At 66.9% G+C, this 16,394-nt stretch carries 16 protein-coding genes; 7 read left to right on the forward strand and 9 right to left on the reverse strand.

Going from position 1 to position 16,394, the window contains the following annotated elements; translation table 11 throughout:
- Positions 1 to 269 precede the first annotated feature (269 nt).
- The 4 genes from QRO91_RS12615 to QRO91_RS12630 all read left to right on the forward strand — a co-directional run bounded on the left by QRO91_RS12615 (position 270) and on the right by QRO91_RS12630 (position 4,605).
- Positions 270 to 1,406, forward strand: coding sequence for an ABC transporter ATP-binding protein (locus tag QRO91_RS12615; RefSeq protein ID WP_010486163.1), 1,137 nt, complete (start codon positions 270 to 272; stop codon positions 1,404 to 1,406).
- Positions 1,403 to 2,335 (forward strand): ABC transporter permease subunit, encoded by a 933-nt coding sequence (locus QRO91_RS12620; RefSeq protein WP_049431291.1) that lies wholly within the window; start codon positions 1,403 to 1,405, stop codon positions 2,333 to 2,335. The genes QRO91_RS12615 and QRO91_RS12620 overlap by 4 nt, the downstream gene beginning before the upstream one ends.
- Positions 2,332 to 3,174 (forward strand): ABC transporter permease subunit, encoded by an 843-nt coding sequence (locus QRO91_RS12625; protein WP_049431292.1) that lies wholly within the window; start codon positions 2,332 to 2,334, stop codon positions 3,172 to 3,174. Before QRO91_RS12620 ends, QRO91_RS12625 begins: the two co-directional genes overlap by 4 nt.
- 66 nt (positions 3,175 to 3,240) lie before the next feature.
- A complete protein-coding gene (locus QRO91_RS12630; RefSeq protein WP_285310415.1) occupies positions 3,241 to 4,605 on the forward strand; it encodes an NAD-dependent succinate-semialdehyde dehydrogenase in 1,365 nt (454 codons plus the stop codon).
- An 84-nt stretch (positions 4,606 to 4,689) separates the two neighbouring features.
- On the opposite strand, the gene QRO91_RS12635 is transcribed toward QRO91_RS12630, so the two are convergent.
- The 8 genes from QRO91_RS12635 to QRO91_RS12670 all read right to left on the reverse strand — a co-directional run bounded on the left by QRO91_RS12635 (position 4,690) and on the right by QRO91_RS12670 (position 11,320).
- On the reverse strand, positions 4,690 to 5,712 hold the full coding sequence (locus tag QRO91_RS12635) for a magnesium and cobalt transport protein CorA (RefSeq protein ID WP_049431296.1): 1,023 nt from the start codon (positions 5,710 to 5,712) through the stop codon (positions 4,690 to 4,692).
- A gap of 6 nt (positions 5,713 to 5,718) precedes the next feature.
- Complete coding sequence (locus QRO91_RS12640) at positions 5,719 to 6,981, reverse strand: DUF4105 domain-containing protein (RefSeq protein WP_049431299.1); 1,263 nt, start codon at positions 6,979 to 6,981, stop codon at positions 5,719 to 5,721.
- Entirely contained in the window at positions 6,978 to 7,859 is an 882-nt protein-coding gene (locus tag QRO91_RS12645; protein ID WP_005408827.1) for an HlyC/CorC family transporter, read from the reverse strand. Before QRO91_RS12645 ends, QRO91_RS12640 begins: the two co-directional genes overlap by 4 nt.
- A 64-nt stretch (positions 7,860 to 7,923) precedes the next feature.
- Positions 7,924 to 8,511 (reverse strand): hypothetical protein, encoded by a 588-nt coding sequence (locus tag QRO91_RS12650; RefSeq protein ID WP_197650660.1) that lies wholly within the window; start codon positions 8,509 to 8,511, stop codon positions 7,924 to 7,926.
- A complete protein-coding gene (locus QRO91_RS12655) occupies positions 8,511 to 9,119 on the reverse strand; it encodes a hypothetical protein (RefSeq protein WP_100443628.1) in 609 nt (202 codons plus the stop codon). Before QRO91_RS12655 ends, QRO91_RS12650 begins: the two co-directional genes overlap by 1 nt.
- A 75-nt stretch (positions 9,120 to 9,194) precedes the next feature.
- Entirely contained in the window at positions 9,195 to 9,803 is a 609-nt protein-coding gene (locus QRO91_RS12660) for a hypothetical protein (RefSeq protein WP_197650662.1), read from the reverse strand.
- A 48-nt stretch (positions 9,804 to 9,851) separates the two neighbouring features.
- Positions 9,852 to 10,337: an rRNA maturation RNase YbeY gene (ybeY, locus tag QRO91_RS12665; protein ID WP_005408831.1), complete on the reverse strand. Its 486-nt coding sequence runs from the start codon at positions 10,335 to 10,337 to the stop codon at positions 9,852 to 9,854.
- Positions 10,334 to 11,320: a PhoH family protein gene (locus QRO91_RS12670; protein ID WP_033834734.1), complete on the reverse strand. Its 987-nt coding sequence runs from the start codon at positions 11,318 to 11,320 to the stop codon at positions 10,334 to 10,336. Before QRO91_RS12670 ends, ybeY begins: the two co-directional genes overlap by 4 nt.
- Positions 11,321 to 11,761: 441 nt before the next feature.
- Between QRO91_RS12670 and QRO91_RS12675 the strand changes: the two genes are divergently transcribed.
- The 3 genes from QRO91_RS12675 to QRO91_RS12685 are packed head-to-tail and all read left to right on the forward strand — an operon-like array spanning position 11,762 to position 14,771.
- Complete coding sequence (locus tag QRO91_RS12675; protein ID WP_049431315.1) at positions 11,762 to 12,718, forward strand: HlyD family secretion protein; 957 nt, start codon at positions 11,762 to 11,764, stop codon at positions 12,716 to 12,718.
- A 20-nt stretch (positions 12,719 to 12,738) separates the two neighbouring features.
- On the forward strand, positions 12,739 to 13,662 hold the full coding sequence (locus tag QRO91_RS12680) for an ABC transporter ATP-binding protein (protein WP_197650663.1): 924 nt from the start codon (positions 12,739 to 12,741) through the stop codon (positions 13,660 to 13,662).
- Complete coding sequence (locus QRO91_RS12685) at positions 13,659 to 14,771, forward strand: ABC transporter permease (RefSeq protein WP_197650664.1); 1,113 nt, start codon at positions 13,659 to 13,661, stop codon at positions 14,769 to 14,771. The genes QRO91_RS12680 and QRO91_RS12685 overlap by 4 nt, the downstream gene beginning before the upstream one ends.
- 87 nt (positions 14,772 to 14,858) lie before the next feature.
- Here QRO91_RS12685 and miaB read toward each other — a convergent pair whose 3' ends face one another.
- Entirely contained in the window at positions 14,859 to 16,277 is a 1,419-nt protein-coding gene (miaB, locus tag QRO91_RS12690) for a tRNA (N6-isopentenyl adenosine(37)-C2)-methylthiotransferase MiaB (RefSeq protein WP_197620286.1), read from the reverse strand.
- Between the last annotated feature and the right edge of the window lie 117 nt (positions 16,278 to 16,394).

Consider the following 16,394-nt stretch of genomic DNA (forward strand, 5'->3'; position numbering starts at 1 on the left):
GCGGGGGATGCCCCGGGCCTTCAACAGATCCCGCTCCGAAAAACGTTGCAGATCGGGTCGTTGCCCGTGGTGTCTGGCCGGGACGCCGCAGGCGCGATCGGGCAGCCCCGGCCTTTTGCGCGGACGGGCCCTGATGGCGGGGTAAAACCGACACCCCCTGCGGCCCGGGAGCGGGCCGCTGGCGGCTTCCGCCCGTCGCCGTCATATCCCCTTCGGCCCCCGGCCGTTAGAATGGCGGCCGCTGTCCACCGCCCGCTCCCGGAGCCCCCATGCCCGTTGAAGCCCAGCCGGTAGCCGCCGTCGTCGACACGACCGGTGCGCCCGGCTATCTCTCCATTCGTGATTTGCGCAAGGAATTCGACGGTTTCGTCGCCGTCGACGACGTCAATCTGGACGTGCGCAAGGGCGAGATCTTTGCCCTGCTCGGTGGCTCCGGCAGTGGCAAATCGACCCTGCTGCGCTGCCTCGGCGGCTTCGAGACGCCCACCAAGGGCAGCATCACCCTCGATGGCCAGCGCCTGGACGCGCTGCCGCCGTACCAGCGGCCGGTCAACATGATGTTCCAGTCCTACGCCCTGTTCCCGCACATGACGGTCGAGCAGAACATCGCCTTCGGCCTGAAGCAGGACGGCCTGGGCAAGGACGCGATCAGCAAGCGCGTCGGCGAAATGCTGGACCTGGTGCAGATGGGCCATCTGGGCAAGCGCAAGCCGCACCAGCTGTCCGGTGGCCAGCAGCAGCGCGTGGCGCTGGCGCGGTCGCTGGCCAAGGGGCCGAAGCTGCTGCTGCTGGACGAGCCGATGGGCGCGCTGGACAAGAAGCTGCGCTCGCAGATGCAGCTGGAACTGGTCAGCATCATCGAATCGTCGGGCGTGACCTGCGTGATGGTCACCCACGACCAGGAAGAAGCGATGACCATGGCTACCCGCATCGCGGTGATGGATGCCGGCTGGATCCAGCAGGTCGGCAAGCCCGACGAGGTCTACGAGCAGCCGGCCAACCGCTTCGTCGCCGAGTTCATCGGCTCGGTCAACCTGTTCGACGGGGTGATCGACGAGGACCTGCCCGAGTATGTGACCGTGCGTTCGCCGCTGTTCCCGGCGCCGATCTACATCGCCCATGGCATCACGGGCTATGAAGGGCAGCCGGTCGCGTTCGCGCTGCGCCCGGAGAAGGTGATGATCGGCAAGGACGAGCCGGAAGGGCACACCAACAAGGCGCAGGGCGTGATCGAGGACATCGCCTACTTCGGCAGCCACTCGGTCTACCACGTGCGCCTGCCCAGCGGCGCCAAGGTACTGGCCAACTTCGCCAATTCGCAGCGCTGGGCCAGCGATGGCCTGACCTGGGGCGACAGCGTGTGGGTGCACTGGCGCGACAACGACGGCGTGGTGCTGACCTCATGAGCACCGCCGGCCTGAAGCGCTGGCTGCCGGGGCTGCGTGCCACGGTGATCGGCATTCCGTACCTGTGGCTGCTGCTGTTCTTCGCAGTGCCGTTCCTGATCGTGCTGATGATCAGCTTCTCGCTCAGCCGGGTCGGCTCGCCGCCGTACACCTGGCTGCTGCAGTACGTGGATGGCGGTTTCTCGCTGAAGCTGAACCTGGAAAACTACCTGGCGCTGTTCCGCGATTCGATCTATGCGCAGGCGTTCCTCAGCTCGATCAAGATCGCGGCGATCTCCACCTTCCTGACCCTGCTGATCGGCTACCCGATGGCCTATGCCATCGCCCGCCTGTCACCGGCAGCACGCAATGTGGCGATGATGCTGGTGGTGCTGCCGTCGTGGACCTCGTTCCTGATCCGCGTGTATGCGTGGAAGGCGATCCTGGACCGCAATGGCCTGCTCGACCAGTTCCTGCAGTTCACCGGCCTGCAATCGCTGATGACCAGCCTGGGCCTGCCCAAGCTGCAGCTGATCGATACGCCGACCGCCGCCTACATCGGCATCGTCTACTGCTACCTGCCGTTCATGGTGCTGCCGCTGTACGCCAACCTGGTCAAGCATGACCACCGGCTGCTGGAAGCGGCCTACGACCTTGGCGCCAAGCCATGGCAGGCGTTCCTGCGCATCACCCTGCCGTTGTCGAAGGCGGGCATCATCGCCGGTTGCATGCTGGTGATGATTCCGGCGATCGGTGAATTCGTGATCCCGGAAATGCTGGGTGGCTCGGAGACGCTGATGGTGGGCCGCCAGCTGTGGAACGAGTTCTTCAACAACCGTAACTGGCCGGGCGCCTCGGCGATGGCGGTGGCGATGATCCTGTTGCTGCTGGTGCCGATCCTGCTGTTCAACCGTTCCCAGCAGCGCCTGCTGGAAGGGAAGCAGGCATGAGCCCGCGTACTGCCAAGGGCCTGGGGCTGGGCGTGCTGCTGCTCGGCTTCGCCTTCCTGTACCTGCCGATCCTGCTGTTGATGTTCTATTCGTTCAACAGCTCGCGGCTGGCGATGGTCTGGGCCGGATTCTCCACCCGCGCCTACAGCGACCTGTTCGCCGACCGCGCGCTGATGGATGCGATGTGGACCAGCCTGGTGGTTGCGTTCTGGACCGCCTGCACCGCCACCGTGCTGGGCACGCTGGCGGCGATGGTGATGACCCGCTTCAAGCGCTTCCGCGGCAAGCCGCTGTTCGGCGCGCTGGTCACCGCACCGCTGGTGATGCCGGACGTGATCCTGGGCTTCTCGCTGATGGCGCTGCTGGCCTCGATGGGCGCGATTCCCGGCTTCCCGGCACGCGGCCTGACCACCATCTGGATCGCCCACGTCACCTTCACGCTGTGCTTCGTCACGGTGGTGGTGTCCTCGCGCCTGCAGGAAATGGACCTGTCGCTGGAAGAAGCGGCGATGGACCTGGGCGCGAGCCGGCTGACCGTGTTCGGCCGCATCACCCTGCCGATCATCGCGCCGGCGCTGGTGGCGGGCTGGCTGCTGGCCTTCACCCTGTCGCTGGATGACGTGGTGGTGGCGAGCTTCGTCGCCACGCCGGGCTCGACCACGCTGCCGATGAAGGTGTTCGCGTCGGTGCGCATGGGCATCAGCCCGAAGATCAATGCGTTGGCCACGCTGCTGGTGTCGGCGGTGTCGGTCGCCGCGGTGATCGGCTGGTACATCAATGCGCGTGCGGAGAAGCGGCGCCAGCGCGACCTGCAGCTGGCGCGGCAGGACAACGGCTGACGCCGCAGCCACATCCGGCTCACGGCCGGCGGCGCACAATGGGGGTCTTCCAGAAGGAGATCCCCCATGACCGTCGAGATCGTCGACCCGGCCACCGGACAGGTGACCTACCGCCATGAACTGATGGGCGCTGCCGACATCGAGCAGCGCCTGCAGGCCGCTGCCGATGCATTTCCGGGCTGGGCCGAGCGCTCGTTGCAGGACCGCGGCGCCATCCTGCGCCGGATCGCGGCGCAGCTGCGCGCGCGTCGCGACGACCTGCAGCAGGCGATGACCCACGAGATGGGCAAGCTCAAGGCCGAGGCGCTGGCCGAGGTCGACAAGTGCGCCGCCGCCTGCGAGTACTACGCCGACCATGCTGCCGACTACCTCAAGCCGCAGCTGATCGACACCGAAGCCCAGCGCAGCTATGTGCGCTACGAGCCGATCGGCTGCGTGTTCGCGGTGATGCCGTGGAATTTTCCGATCTGGCAGGTGTTTCGTTTCCTGGCCCCGGCGTTCATGGCCGGCAACGTGGCCCTGCTCAAGCACGCCAGCAACGTACCGCAGTGCGCCGACCTGATCCTGGCGGTGTGTCGTGATGGTGGCCTGCCGGACGGCGTTTTCGATGTGCTGCACATCGACAACGACCAGGCCGCCGACGTGCTGCGCGACGCACGGGTGAAGGCGGTGACGCTGACCGGCAGCGAACGGGCAGGGCGCTCGATCGCCTCCAACGCCGGCAGCCAGTTGAAGAAGTCGGTGATGGAGCTGGGTGGCAGTGACGCCTTCGTGGTGCTCGACGATGCCGACCTCGACAAAACCGTGGCGGCGGCAGTGAAGTCACGCTTCGATAACAGCGGGCAGACCTGCATTGCGGCCAAGCGCTTCATCGTGGTCGATGCGGTGGCCGATGAATTCACCCGTCGCTTTGTGGAAGCGGCGGGTGAGCGCCAGTACGGCGATCCCGATGAGCGGGGCACCACGCTGGCGCCAATGGCGCGCGCCGACCTACGTGACGAACTGCACAAGCAGGTGCAGGCCAGCGTCGCCAAGGGCGCACGTGTGCTGGTCGGTGGCGAGCCGATTGCCGGTACGCATGCCGGCTATCCGGCCACCGTGCTCGACCAAGTGGGGCCGGGCATGCCGGCCTACGATGAAGAACTGTTCGGTCCGGTTGCCGCGGTGATCCGGGTGAAGGATGAGGCCGAGGCACTGCGCGTGGCCAACGACACCCGTTTCGGCCTGGGCGGCAGCGTGTGGACGCGCGACCCGGTGCGCGGTGAACGTTTCGCTCAGCTCATGGAATGCGGCGCCGCATTCGTCAACGCCATCGTCAAGAGCGACGCGCGGTTGCCGTTCGGCGGCAGCAAGCAGTCCGGTTTCGGTCGCGAACTGGCCGACCACGGCATCCATGAGTTCATGAACATCAAGACGGTCTACGTCGCTTGATGCGGTCGCCTGTGTAGAGCCGAGCCCATGCTCGGCTGCATTGCGCACAGCAGTCGAGCATGGCTCGACTCTAAAGAATGCGGGTCACAACCACTTCGCGCGCTTGAACAACCGGTACAGGCCCACGCACACACCGCCCACGCCAACGATCATCAACGGGTACGACCACGGCTCACTCAGCTCCGGCATGTGGCTGAAGTTCATGCCGTACCAGCTGGTGATCAGCGTCGGCGCGGCCAGCAGCGCGGCCCAGGCACCCAGCCGCTTCACCGTCTCGCCCTGCGCCAGTGTCACCAGCGACAGGTTCACGCTCAGCGCAGTGCCCAGCATCTCGCGCAGGGTGTCGATCACGTCGCTGATGCGCACCGCATGGTCATGCACGTCGCGCACGTACAGCTTCACTTCGTCGGGAATCAGGTCACCCTGGTAGCGCCGGATCTGGGCCAGCACATCCTGCAGCGGTGCCACCGCCATGCGCATCTTGTTCAGTTCGCGCTTGAGCTCATACAGCCGCACCACGGTGCTGCGCTTGTAGGTGTCGGCGAAGATGTCCTTTTCCAGCAGGTCCAGAGTGTCGCGGAAGCGGTGCACGATGGGCAGGTAGTTGTCGACCACGAAGTCGGTCACCGCGTACAGGCAGTACGACGGGCCCATCTTCAGCAGCTGCGGCTCGCGTTCCACCCGCGCGCGTACCGGGGCGTAGGACAGCGAGGCACCGTGGCGCACCGTCACCAGGAAGCGTGGGCCGAGGAAGGCGTGGGTTTCGCCATACTGGATGCGCTCGTCGACCATCTGCGCGGTGGTCACCACCACGAACAGCGAATTGCCGTAGGTCTCGACCTTGGGCCGCTGGTGCGCATTGCGCGCATCCTCGATGGCCAGGTCGTGCAGGCAGAATTCTTCCTGCAGTTTCAGCAGCACGTCTTCGTTGGGGTCGTACAGGCCGACCCAGACGAAGCCGTTGCCGCTGGCAATGACATCGCTGATGGCGTCCAGGCTGATGTCGTGGCGCTTGCCCTCGTCATCGTAGTGGACGCAGTTGATGACGCAGGTAGGGTTGGCCGAAGCCGGGGCGGAAGCGGAGGCGGGCAATGACATGCCCGCCATCGTGCGTCAGGGCCGTGTTTCGGACAAGTGAGGACGACGCGCCAGCACCCACGCCAGGGCGACGTGCACCGGCAGCAGCAGCACGATCCACTGCACGTTGTACTGCGCCTGCAGGCTCAGCCAGTGCAGCACCAGCGCGGCCACGGCCTGCACTGCCAGCAGCCACAGCACCAGCCTGAACATGCGCCCCGGCACGCGCCGGCTCAGCAGGGCGATCGCACCCGGCAGCAGCAGCACGGCCAGCGGCGAAAGCAGCAGCAGGTTGCGGTTGGCCCACGCAGCGTAGTGGATGCTGAAGCCCCACAGGAACACCAGCACGCCACCGAACAGGGCGCACAGCAGCCAGAACGGCAGCGCCAGCCCGGCCAGCAGGCGCGGACGGCGACGCAGCGCCAGCACGCCGGCGGCGATTACCAGGCCGCACAGCAGCCACGGCCACCAACGGCGCGCGAATTCCTTTGGCTCCGGGGCGATGCGGTGCGGCAGCAGTTCCTGTTCGGACTGCACCAGCGGCCGGCCATCGCTGTTGCGTGCCTGGCGCAGCGCGTCGGCCAGGCGCATCGGCACGAATGCTTCCTGCCAGCGTGACAGCGGCTGGTCGGCGAACGGCCCCAGGCCGACGTCGAAGCCCAGCCACATCCACGGCGCCGGCGAGGCCAGGCGCACCGATTCGCTGCGGTAGGTGTTGCCGCGCGAGCGACCGGCCAGCTGTGACTGCAGGCCGCCACCCAGTGCCTTGTCCACGGTGTCGCGCACCATCGTGGCGCAGTTGGCGGTGTAGTAATCGTAGTGGTAACGCGCGTTTTCCGGCTTGGCCCGTTCGGCCAGGTCGGCGGCCAGTGCGCGCGCCTGGTCCGGGCGCAGGTCCAGCCACTGCACGCTGGCACCGCGACCGGTCTCGTCGTAGTACGACAGGTCCTGCTGCAGCGGCAGCGCCACCAGGTAATACATCATGTCGCCGCGCGCGAAGCGGCTGATGAAATCGTCCTCGGACGGATCGAAGTACCCGAAGTTGTACGAGGTCGCTTCGCCGCTGAGCGGATCGACCACGACGATGGCGTCGTGGCCGAATCGCTCGAAGAACACTGTGCCCGGTTGCATGGTCACCACGCCGATGCGAGGCGCAGGGGACTCGGCGCCGGTGCCGGGCGCAGCAGGCGTGGCCGCCGCCGGCTGCGCGAAGGCGGCCAGCGGCAGGGCCATGGCCAGCACGCACAGTGCCAGCCACAGCGTCAGGCGCAGTGCCAGGATGGGGCCGCGGCGCTTCAAGCGTCGTCCTGCGCGTCCGGCGGCAGCACGGTCACATGGAAGGCCTGCACCCGGCGCGCATCGGCGCGGGCTACGCGGAACATGAAGCGGTCCAGCGCCAGTTCGTCCCCGACTTCCGGCAGGTGGCCCACGGCCTCGGTGACCAGGCCACCGATGGTGTCGTAGTCCTCGTCGGAGAAGGTGGCACCGAAGCGTTCGTTGAAGTCGCCGATCGGGGTCAGCGCGTCGACCACGTACTGGCCGTCGGACTGGATCGCGATCTGCGCGGAAGGATCCTCGGCCTCGTCATGCTCGTCATCGATCTCGCCGACGATCTGTTCCAGCACGTCCTCGATGGTGACCAGGCCGGCGACACCGCCGTACTCGTCCACAACGATGGCCATGTGGTTGCGCGACAGGCGGAACTCCTTCAGCAGCACGTTGAGCTTCTTTGCCTCCGGGATCAGTACCGCCGGGCGCAGCAGCTCGCGCACGTTGGCCGGGCCGTTGTCGGCCACCACGCCGCGCAGCAGGTCCTTGGCCAGCAGGATGCCAAGGATGTCGTCCTTGTTCTCGCCGTGCACCGGGAAGCGCGAATGGCCGGATTCGACCACCTGCTTCATCAGCTCCAGGAAGGGCGCCTCGACCGGCAGCGAGACCATCTGCGAGCGCGAGATCATCACGTCGCCCACGGTCAGCTCGGCCACCGAAATGGCGCCTTCCATCATCTTCAGGGTATCGGCGGCGATCAGACCCTCTTCCTGCGCGGTGTGCAGGACAGCGACCAGCTCGTCGCGGGTATGGGGTTCGCCGGAGAAGGCGGAGGTCAGGCGTTCAAGCCAGCCGCGCTTCTTTTCACTGTGCTCCGCAGGGGAGCTACTACTGTCGTCTTCTGACATCTCTGGAAAAAAGGCACCCGGCAGGCCGGGCGTTGGCCCAAGTCTAGCAGGATGTGGCGGCCTGTCAGTGACTGCCGGTGGCCGGGGCAGGGGCGGCCGGGGCCGGCTCCTCCTCGGGCAGGTCCAGGCTGTAGGTGCAGCCGGCCAGGGTCTTGCCGGGGTGGGAGGCCACGGTGGAGACGCTGAGGATGATCGACTCGATCTGGGCCTCGCCGGTCTTCGGGTCGGTCACGTCGCGGCTGACCACCTCGCGGCCGGCCATGAACTTGCCGTCCTGGTCGTAACCGGTTTCCAACGCCAGGCGCTTGGCCAGCGGGCGTGGGTCGGCCTGGTCGAGGATCGCCATGACGCTGGCCCCGGCCACCGCCACCCGCTCGGTGCTCACCCCGAACACGCTGATCGGCTGGGCCAGGCGGTACTCGCTCATGAACTGGTTGCCCTGCGGCAGCGGCTGCAGGCCCTGGGCCACGGCCTTCAGCGGGTCGGCCAGCAACGGCGCCAGCGCAGCCTGGTCGGCCACACCCTGGCGGCATTCGATCAGCGCCGGCAGGTCCAGGCTGGAAGCGAAGGCGGATGGGACCGCAAGGGCACACAGCAAAGGGAGGCAGCAGCGCAGTGACACGGGCGGTTTCCGCAGGCGAAGGGCCGCCATCATAGCTCCGGTGAGTGTCTGAACAGCCCGGTGAGAAGGCGCAGGAATCCGGTCATCGCCCGCCGCGCGACCATCAGTGAGAGGGTCAGCACGACCGCAAGCATGGCGATCTGCATCGATTGCCCCGCGATGCGCGCCACTGCCGGCCACAGGCCCGGGCTGGTCAGCCAGGGCATCAGTTCCGATGCGGCTGTCCTGGCCACTTTCATGTAGATCACGGCCAGCACGAACAGCACCAGCAACGAGGTGCGGCTGGCATGGAAGAACGGGAGTGCGTTGACCGGCCTGCCAAGCCGCTGCTGCAGCAGCGTTCGCCACAGCACCGGCAGGGTCAGGGCACCGACCAGTATCAGCACCATCGACGTTTCCCACAGCCCGGGCACGTGGGCGGGTTCCGCTCTACCCGTGAGGTGGGGGCCGATCATGCCGGTCGCCAGCCCAGCCAGCAGGCACAAAGGCGAGAGCAGGGCGAGGCTGCGCAGCAGCCAGTGCCTGCCGGCGGGTTCATGAGCGCTGAGGCGGCGCACGGTGTGCGCGCCCAGCATCAGCAGGCCGGCGAACAGGCCCGCGCTCATCGCAAACGTCGTGAAGCTGTTCCCTGGGTTCATCCTTTTTCCTTCCCCGTCCTGGCCGGTGTTGAACAGTAGCCCAGCGCATGGGCTGGCACTCCAGCCGTGGCACAGTCAGGGCGGATTCCAGCGCGTGGCCGCTGGGTACCAGCGCAGCCTGACCGGGTAGCCCAGTCGCGCCTGCAGGTGGTCACGTACGGCCGCCGCCGTCGCGCGGTTGGCTGGGGTATCCCGCAGCTCCACCTCCAGCTCCCCGGTCTTGACATCCAGGCCATAGCCGAACAGGTCAGGCAGCTGGGCCCGCAGCCAGTCCTGCTGTGCGTGCAGCCGGCGCGTCATCTCCGCTTCCGTCATCGCGGCGCCGGTGATGTAGCGCACACTTTGCGGGCCATCTGCCCCTGGATGTGTCTCATCGGCCTCGGGTGCGGCGCCTGTCAGTCGCACGACAACGTTCCAGCCCCTCGCATTGTCCACCCAGATGCCGGCCAGACGTGCCGCGTGCCGCGCTTCCAGGCGCTCGATCAGTGCCCGTTGCTGGGCAGTGGCGACGATGTTGCGGGTGTCGCGCTCGCTGCTGCCGAAGAACGCCCGTAGTTCGGCGATCTTTGCGGCGATGTCGGCCTCGCTGTCGCTGGTGGGGAACGGTGAGGGACGGTCAGGATCGCGCATCAGGCCTGCGCCGGACTGCAGTAGCGCGGCAAGCACAAGTGCGGGTAGGGTCATGCTGCGTTCCTCTTCCTTGAGTGCGTGGGCTCGGAACAGGGCCCGGTGTCAGCGCTCGCCCGCGTAGGGGTCGTCGATGCCCAGCTCGGCCAGGATCTCCCGTTCCAGCTGCTCCATCGCCTCGGCTTCCTTGTCGTCCTCGTGGTCCCAGCCAAGCAGGTGCAGCACGCCGTGCACGGTCAGGTGCGCGTAGTGGGCGTTGAGCGCCTTGCCCTGCTCGTCGGCCTCGCGTGCCACGACCGGTGCACAGATCACCAGGTCACCGAGCAGCGGGAACTTGACGCCCTTGGGCAGGCCTTCGGGTACTTCGGCCGGGAAGCTGAGCACGTTGGTGGCGTAGTCCTTGCCGCGGTAGTGGCGGTTCAATGACTGTCCTTCCTTGGCATCGACCACGCGGATGGCCAGATCGGCCTCGCGGATGCGGCCCTTCAACGCGGCGGCCACCCACTTGCGGAAGCTCACTGCCGCCGGCAGGCCGGCGCGCGGCAGAGCATAACTGACGGCGACGTCCAGTCGCACGGGACCACGGGTCATGGAGTTGCTCCAGGTTGGATCTGATGCAGGTCGCGGCGGTCGTAGGCGCTGACGATGCGCGCCACCAGCGGGTGGCGGACCACGTCGCGGGATTCGAAGAAGGTGAAGCTGACACCCTCCACGTCGCGCAGCACATCGATGGCATCGCGCAGGCCCGACTTCACGTGCTTGGGCAGGTCGGTCTGGGTCAGGTCACCGGTGACCACCGCAGTGGAGCCGTAGCCCAGGCGGGTCAGGAACATCTTCATCTGCTCGATGGTGGTGTTCTGTGCTTCGTCCAGGATCACGAACGCATCGTTGAGCGTGCGGCCGCGCATATAGGCCAGCGGTGCGATCTCGATGACGTTCCTTTCCAGCAGCTTGACCACCTTCTCCACGCCCATCATCTCGTAAAGGGCGTCGTACAGCGGTCGCAGGTAGGGATCGACCTTCTGGCTCAGGTCGCCGGGCAGGAAGCCCAGCTTCTCGCCGGCTTCCACTGCGGGGCGGACCAGGATCAGCCGCTGCACCCGCGATTCGTTCAGTGCTTCGACCGCGCTGGCCACGGCCAGGAAGGTCTTGCCGGTACCGGCCGGCCCGATGCCGAAGTTGATGTCGTGGGTAGCGATCTGGTGCAGGTAGCGGGCCTGGTTGGCACCGCGACCGCGCACCGTACCACGCTTGACCTTGATCGCCACCTCCTGCGCTTCGTAGGAGCGTTCGGCGATCTGCTCGACGTTGGCCTGCGCCAGGCGCAGGTGGATGGCGTGGTTGTCGAAGGTGGTTTCGCCGGCTTCGGCGTACAGCGCTTCAACCAGCTTCTGTGCCTCGACGATGGCCTCGTTCGGTCCGCTGATGCGGAACACGAAGCCACGGTTGGCGATTTCCACGCCGAGTTTCAGTTCGATCTGCCGCAGATGACCGTCGAACGGGCCACACAGGTTGGCCAGCCGTTCGTTGTCTTCCGGCGACAGGGTGAAGTCTCGATGCTCGATGCTTTTCATTGCTTCCGGTGGGGCGGACGCCTTCCACCGCAGTGTATTCAGGGGGGACAAGGGTAGCGTGCGCACGGGGCGCGCGGCCAGCAGCGGGCCGATACGCGGTTTTCCACACCCGGTGTGGACGGGGTGCGCGAAAACCTGTGGATAGGCCTTCGCAGTGCTTGTGCCACAAGGTCCATGAGGTGGTGGTGAAAAAACCGTCACGGCCGCTCGGCCTGTGTGACGGCAGCGCATGTTCCGCTGCCAGGCACCCAACACGGCCACCTCCCGCCGGTTTTCCACACCGGCTGTGGAATGATGCTGAACCAAGTTGTGGATAGGTGGCGCGGAGCCTTGCGGTAAAAGGCTCGGCAGTCGGCGGTGAAAAAAACACCATGGCTGATTGCAATCATTGTGGGTGCACGGGGCGCGTGGCACCGTGGCGCCGTCGCAGGAGGGGGTGGCATGGATACCGGTAGCTGGACACGTGGGATCGGACTGGCAGGCCTCGCCCTGCTGGCAGGCTGTGGCCAGACGCCTCCGGTTGCATTGGGGACGCTGGAGTGGGACCGGATCACGGTGCCGGCACCGGCGGCCGAGGTGATTGCTACGGTGGATGTGCGCGAGGGACAGCAGGTCAAGGCCGGCACGCTGCTGATGCAGCTCGACCCAGCTCGTGGCGATGCGCAGTTTGCCGCAGCGCAGGCCGACACCGTGCGCGCGCAGGCACAGCTGGATGAATTGAAGATCGGCCCGAGGCAGGAGCAGATCGCCCAGGCCCAGGCGCAGCTGGCCGCCTTGCGTGCGCAGTCTGCCGAAGCCAGTGCGTACTACCGCCGGGTGCAACCGCTGGCACGCCAGAGCCTGATCGCCGCCGCCGAGCTGGACCGCGCACGCGCGGCCGCAGGCAATGCCGAGGCCAGCGTGCGTGCCGCCGAGCAGGCCTGGCTGGAGCTGGTGCATGGCAGCCGAGCGCAGGACATCGCGCAGGGACAGGCCGCAGCGGACGCTGCGCAGGCGCAGCAGGTGGTGCAGGGCGTCAACCTGCAGAAGCTGCAGCTGCGCGCACCGCGCGATGGCATGGTCGATGCCTTGCCCTACCGGCAGGGTGACCAGGCGCCGATCGGCGCACCGCTGGCGGTGATGCTGGTCGGCGAGCGTCCCTATGCGCGCGTCTATCTGCCGCAGCCCTTGCGCTTGCAGGTCAAGGTCGGGCAGGCCGCGCAGGTGCATCTGGAAGGGCAAGGCGCTGCGCTGAAGGGGCATGTGCGCTCGATCCGCAGCGAGCCGTCGTTCACCCCTTACTACGCATTGACCGGCGACGACGTTGCGCGGCTGAGCTATCTGGCCGAGATCGAAGTGGATACGACCGCCGACATGCAGAAACTCCCGGCGGGGATGCCGGTGCAGGTGAGCTTCTGAACACTGGCGACGACATTGCCGTGCATGCGCAGGGCCTGACTCGGCGCTTCGGCGATCTGCTGGCCGTGGACAATGTCGACCTGACCGTGCCTCGTGGCCAGGTCTACGGCTTCCTCGGCCCGAACGGCTCGGGCAAGTCGACCACCATCCGCATGCTGTGCGGCCTGCTGGAGCCGAGCGCGGGGCAGATCGAGGTGCTGGGCCTCGCTGTGCCAGAACAGGCTGAAGCGCTGCGCCGCCGCATCGGCTACATGACCCAGCGCTTTTCGCTGTACGAAGACCTGTCTGTGCGCGAGAACCTGGAGTTCCTCGCCGCCATCCAGGACCTGCCGCGCGGCCAGGCACGGCAGCGGGTCGATGAGCTGCTGCAGCAGTACCGGTTGCAGTACCGGCAGGCGCAGCTGGCCGGCACGCTCAGCGGTGGCCAGAAGCAACGCCTGGCGTTGGCCGGTGCCGTCGTGCACGCCCCGGAGCTGCTGTTCCTGGACGAACCGACCAGTGCGGTCGACCCGGAATCGCGCCGCGATTTCTGGGAGGCCCTGTTCGAACTGGCCGATGCGGGCACCACCGTGCTGGTCTCGACCCACTACATGGACGAGGCCGAGCGCTGCCACCGCCTGGCGATCCTTGATCGCGGCGCGCTGGTGGCCGACGGCACGCCGGCCGAACTGTGTGCACGGCTGCAAGGGCGCACGTTGCAGGTGACATCCTCGCAGCCGCGCCAGGCCAGCCGCGCGCTGGCCGAACTGCCTGGCGTGCTGAGCGTGGCGCAGATCGGCACGCAGCTGCGCGTACTGTGCAGTGAAGACGCGGCCGACATGGCGACGTTGCAGCGCGCCTTGGCCGGTGCCGATCCACAGGCGCATATCGAGGCGGTGGCGCCGAACCTGGAAGACGTGTTCGTCGCCGCCACCCGCGGCCGTGGCCGGGAGCCGGCGGCATGAACCTGCGCCGGCTGTGGGCGATCATGCTCAAGGAGCTGCGCCAGCTGCGCCGTGACCGCATCACGCTGGCGATGATCGTCGGCATTCCGGTGATGCAGCTGCTGCTGTTCGGCTATGCGATCAATCTCAACCTGCGCCACCTTGATGCGGGTGTGGCAGACCAGGCCAACAGCGCGGCCTCGCGCGCGCTGGTGCAGGACATGGTCGCCACCGATGTGATCACCCCGCGCAGCGAGGCCTACACGCCGGACCAGCTGATGCAGGCGCTGCGCCGCGGCGAGATCAGTGTCGGCATCGTGGTGCCGGCAGATTTCGAGCGTCGCCGTTTCGACGGTCGCGAAGCGGTACAGGTGCTGGTCGATGGCAGCGACACCGTGGTGCAGAGCGCAGCGATCCAGCTGGCGCAGGTGCCGCTGGATACGCGCCCGACCAGCAACACGCGGCCGCTGCGCGAAGGCAGCATCGCCAGCGGCCAGGTCAGCGTGACCAGTTTCTACAACCCGCAGCGGCGCTCGGCGGTGAACATCGTGCCGGGGTTGATCGGGGTGATCCTGACCATGACCCTGGTGATGTTCACGGCGGTGGCGGTGGTGCGCGAACGCGAGCGCGGCAACATGGAGCTGCTGATCGCCACGCCGGTATCGCGCAGCGAACTGATGGTGGGCAAGGTGCTGCCCTATGCGGCCATTGGCCTGCTGCAGACCACGCTGGTGCTGGTGCTGGGCACCTGGCTGTTCCAGGTGCCGATCCGCGGCAGCCTGCTGGACATCTACCTGGCCGCGGTGCTGCTGGTGCTGGCCAACCTCGCGCTGGGCCTGCTGATCTCCACGCGCGCGCGCTCGCAGTTCCAGGCGATGCAGATGACGTTGTTCCTGTTCCTGCCGTCGATCCTGCTGTCCGGCTTCATGTTCCCGTTCGCCGGCATGCCACGGCCAGTCCAGTGGCTGGCCGAAGTGCTGCCGCTGACCCACTTCCTGCGCCTGGTGCGCGGCATCATGCTGCGCGGTGCTTCGCTGTGGGAGCTGTGGCACGACGCGCTGGCGCTGCTGGCCTTCATCGTGGTGATGATGACGCTGGCGATCCTGCGTTTCCGCAAGCGCCTGGATTGAAGGCAGGGGTCGGATCCCCGCGGAGGGGCTCCGTCCCCATGATCGGGCCTGCGGGTCGGAGCCCCTGCGGGGATCCGATCCGGAGATCTACTCCGCCACCACCCGCGCGCGCAGCGAATTGGTCAGCGCCTCGGTGATTACCACATCCACGAACTGGCCGATCAAGCGCGCCGGCGCCGGGAAGTTCACCGACCGCATGTTCTCGGTCTTGCCGGTCAGTTCGTTCGGGTTCTTGCGCGAAGGGCCTTCCACCAGCACGGTCTGCACGGTGCCGACCATCTTCTCGGAGATGCTCGCGGCGTGTGCATTGATGCGCTCCTGCAGGCGCGACAGGCGCGCGTGCTTCTCGGCATCGCTGATCGTGTCTTCCAGATCCGCAGCCGGCGTGCCCGGGCGGCGCGAATAGATGAAGGAGAAGCTGTGATCGAAGCCGATGTCCTCGATCAGCTTCATGGTCTTCTCGAAGTCGGCGTCGGTCTCGCCGGGGAAGCCGACGATGAAGTCCGAGCTGATGGAGATGTCCGGGCGCACCGCGCGCAGCTTGCGGATCTTCGACTTGAATTCCAGCGCGGTGTAGCCGCGCTTCATCGCCGACAGCACGCGGTCGCTGCCGGCCTGCACCGGCAGGTGCAGGAAGTTGGCCAGCTGCGGCACGTCGCGGAACGCATCGATCAGCGAATCGCTGAACTCCAGCGGATGCGAGGTGGTGAAGCGGATGCGGCCGACGCCGTCGATCTCGGCGATGGTGCGGATCAGCAGGCCCAGGTCGGCGAACTCGCCGTCGCCATACGGGCCGCGATAGGCATTGACATTCTGGCCGAGCAGGTTGATCTCGCGCACGCCCTGCGCGGCCAGCTGGGCCACTTCCACCACCACGTCCTCGAACGGGCGGCTGACTTCGGTGCCGCGGGTGTAGGGCACCACGCAGAACGAGCAGTACTTCGAGCAGCCTTCCATGATCGACACGAACGCCGAAGCACCTTCAGCGCGCGGCTCCGGCAGGCGGTCGAACTTCTCGATCTCGGGGAAGCTGATGTCCACCTGCGGGCGCTTCTGCTCGCGACGGGCGCGGATCAGTTCCGGCAGGCGATGCAGGGTCTGCGGGCCGAATACCAGGTCGACGAACGGCGCGCGCTTGATGATCGCTTCGCCTTCCTGCGAGGCGACGCAGCCGCCCACGCCGATGATGACCTCGCGGCCCTTGTTCTTCAGGCCCTTCCACACGCCCAGCTGGCTGAACACCTTCTCCTGCGCTTTTTCGCGGATGGAGCAGGTGTTGACCAGGATGACGTCGGCGTCGTCCGGGCTGTCGGTCAGTTCCAGGCCATCGCTGGCGGCAAGCACGTCGGCCATCTTGGCCGAGTCGTACTCGTTCATCTGGCAACCGTGGGTCTTGATGTACAGCTTGCCTTTCACCTGGTCGGGCTTGCGCGGACCAGTGGGCAGGGCAACGAGCGGGGTGCCGCCCGGCGTGGCGGGCGGAAAGACGTCTGGCGTCCCGGTCATGGCGCTTAATCCATTCGGCTCGGGGGATAGCGGGCAATTCTTCCCGCATCCCGGGGCGTGCGCCGGGTTCAAGCAGCCGAGCCCTTGCCAGGCGTCGCCATGAGTGTAGAGGTCTGG

Origin of the sequence: Stenotrophomonas maltophilia group sp. Smal32, assembly GCF_030237085.1 — a bacterium.
Classification (GTDB): domain Bacteria; phylum Pseudomonadota; class Gammaproteobacteria; order Xanthomonadales; family Xanthomonadaceae; genus Stenotrophomonas; species Stenotrophomonas maltophilia_Q.

Coding starts and splice junctions, on each gene's coding strand:
- QRO91_RS12660 (WP_197650662.1), bottom strand. CDS start 9,803: ATGACCCTACCCGCACTTGTGCTTGCCGCGCTACTGCAGTCCGGCGCA.
- QRO91_RS12635 (WP_049431296.1), bottom strand. CDS start 5,712: ATGGCGGGCATGTCATTGCCCGCCTCCGCTTCCGCCCCGGCTTCGGCC.
- QRO91_RS12670 (WP_033834734.1), bottom strand. CDS start 11,320: ATGAAAAGCATCGAGCATCGAGACTTCACCCTGTCGCCGGAAGACAAC.
- QRO91_RS12645 (WP_005408827.1), bottom strand. CDS start 7,859: ATGTCAGAAGACGACAGTAGTAGCTCCCCTGCGGAGCACAGTGAAAAG.
- QRO91_RS12625 (WP_049431292.1), top strand. CDS start 2,332: ATGAGCCCGCGTACTGCCAAGGGCCTGGGGCTGGGCGTGCTGCTGCTC.
- QRO91_RS12675 (WP_049431315.1), top strand. CDS start 11,762: ATGGATACCGGTAGCTGGACACGTGGGATCGGACTGGCAGGCCTCGCC.
- QRO91_RS12685 (WP_197650664.1), top strand. CDS start 13,659: ATGAACCTGCGCCGGCTGTGGGCGATCATGCTCAAGGAGCTGCGCCAG.
- QRO91_RS12615 (WP_010486163.1), top strand. CDS start 270: ATGCCCGTTGAAGCCCAGCCGGTAGCCGCCGTCGTCGACACGACCGGT.
- QRO91_RS12650 (WP_197650660.1), bottom strand. CDS start 8,511: ATGGCGGCCCTTCGCCTGCGGAAACCGCCCGTGTCACTGCGCTGCTGC.
- QRO91_RS12630 (WP_285310415.1), top strand. CDS start 3,241: ATGACCGTCGAGATCGTCGACCCGGCCACCGGACAGGTGACCTACCGC.
- QRO91_RS12620 (WP_049431291.1), top strand. CDS start 1,403: ATGAGCACCGCCGGCCTGAAGCGCTGGCTGCCGGGGCTGCGTGCCACG.
- QRO91_RS12655 (WP_100443628.1), bottom strand. CDS start 9,119: ATGAACCCAGGGAACAGCTTCACGACGTTTGCGATGAGCGCGGGCCTG.
- miaB (WP_197620286.1), bottom strand. CDS start 16,277: ATGACCGGGACGCCAGACGTCTTTCCGCCCGCCACGCCGGGCGGCACC.
- ybeY (WP_005408831.1), bottom strand. CDS start 10,337: ATGACCCGTGGTCCCGTGCGACTGGACGTCGCCGTCAGTTATGCTCTG.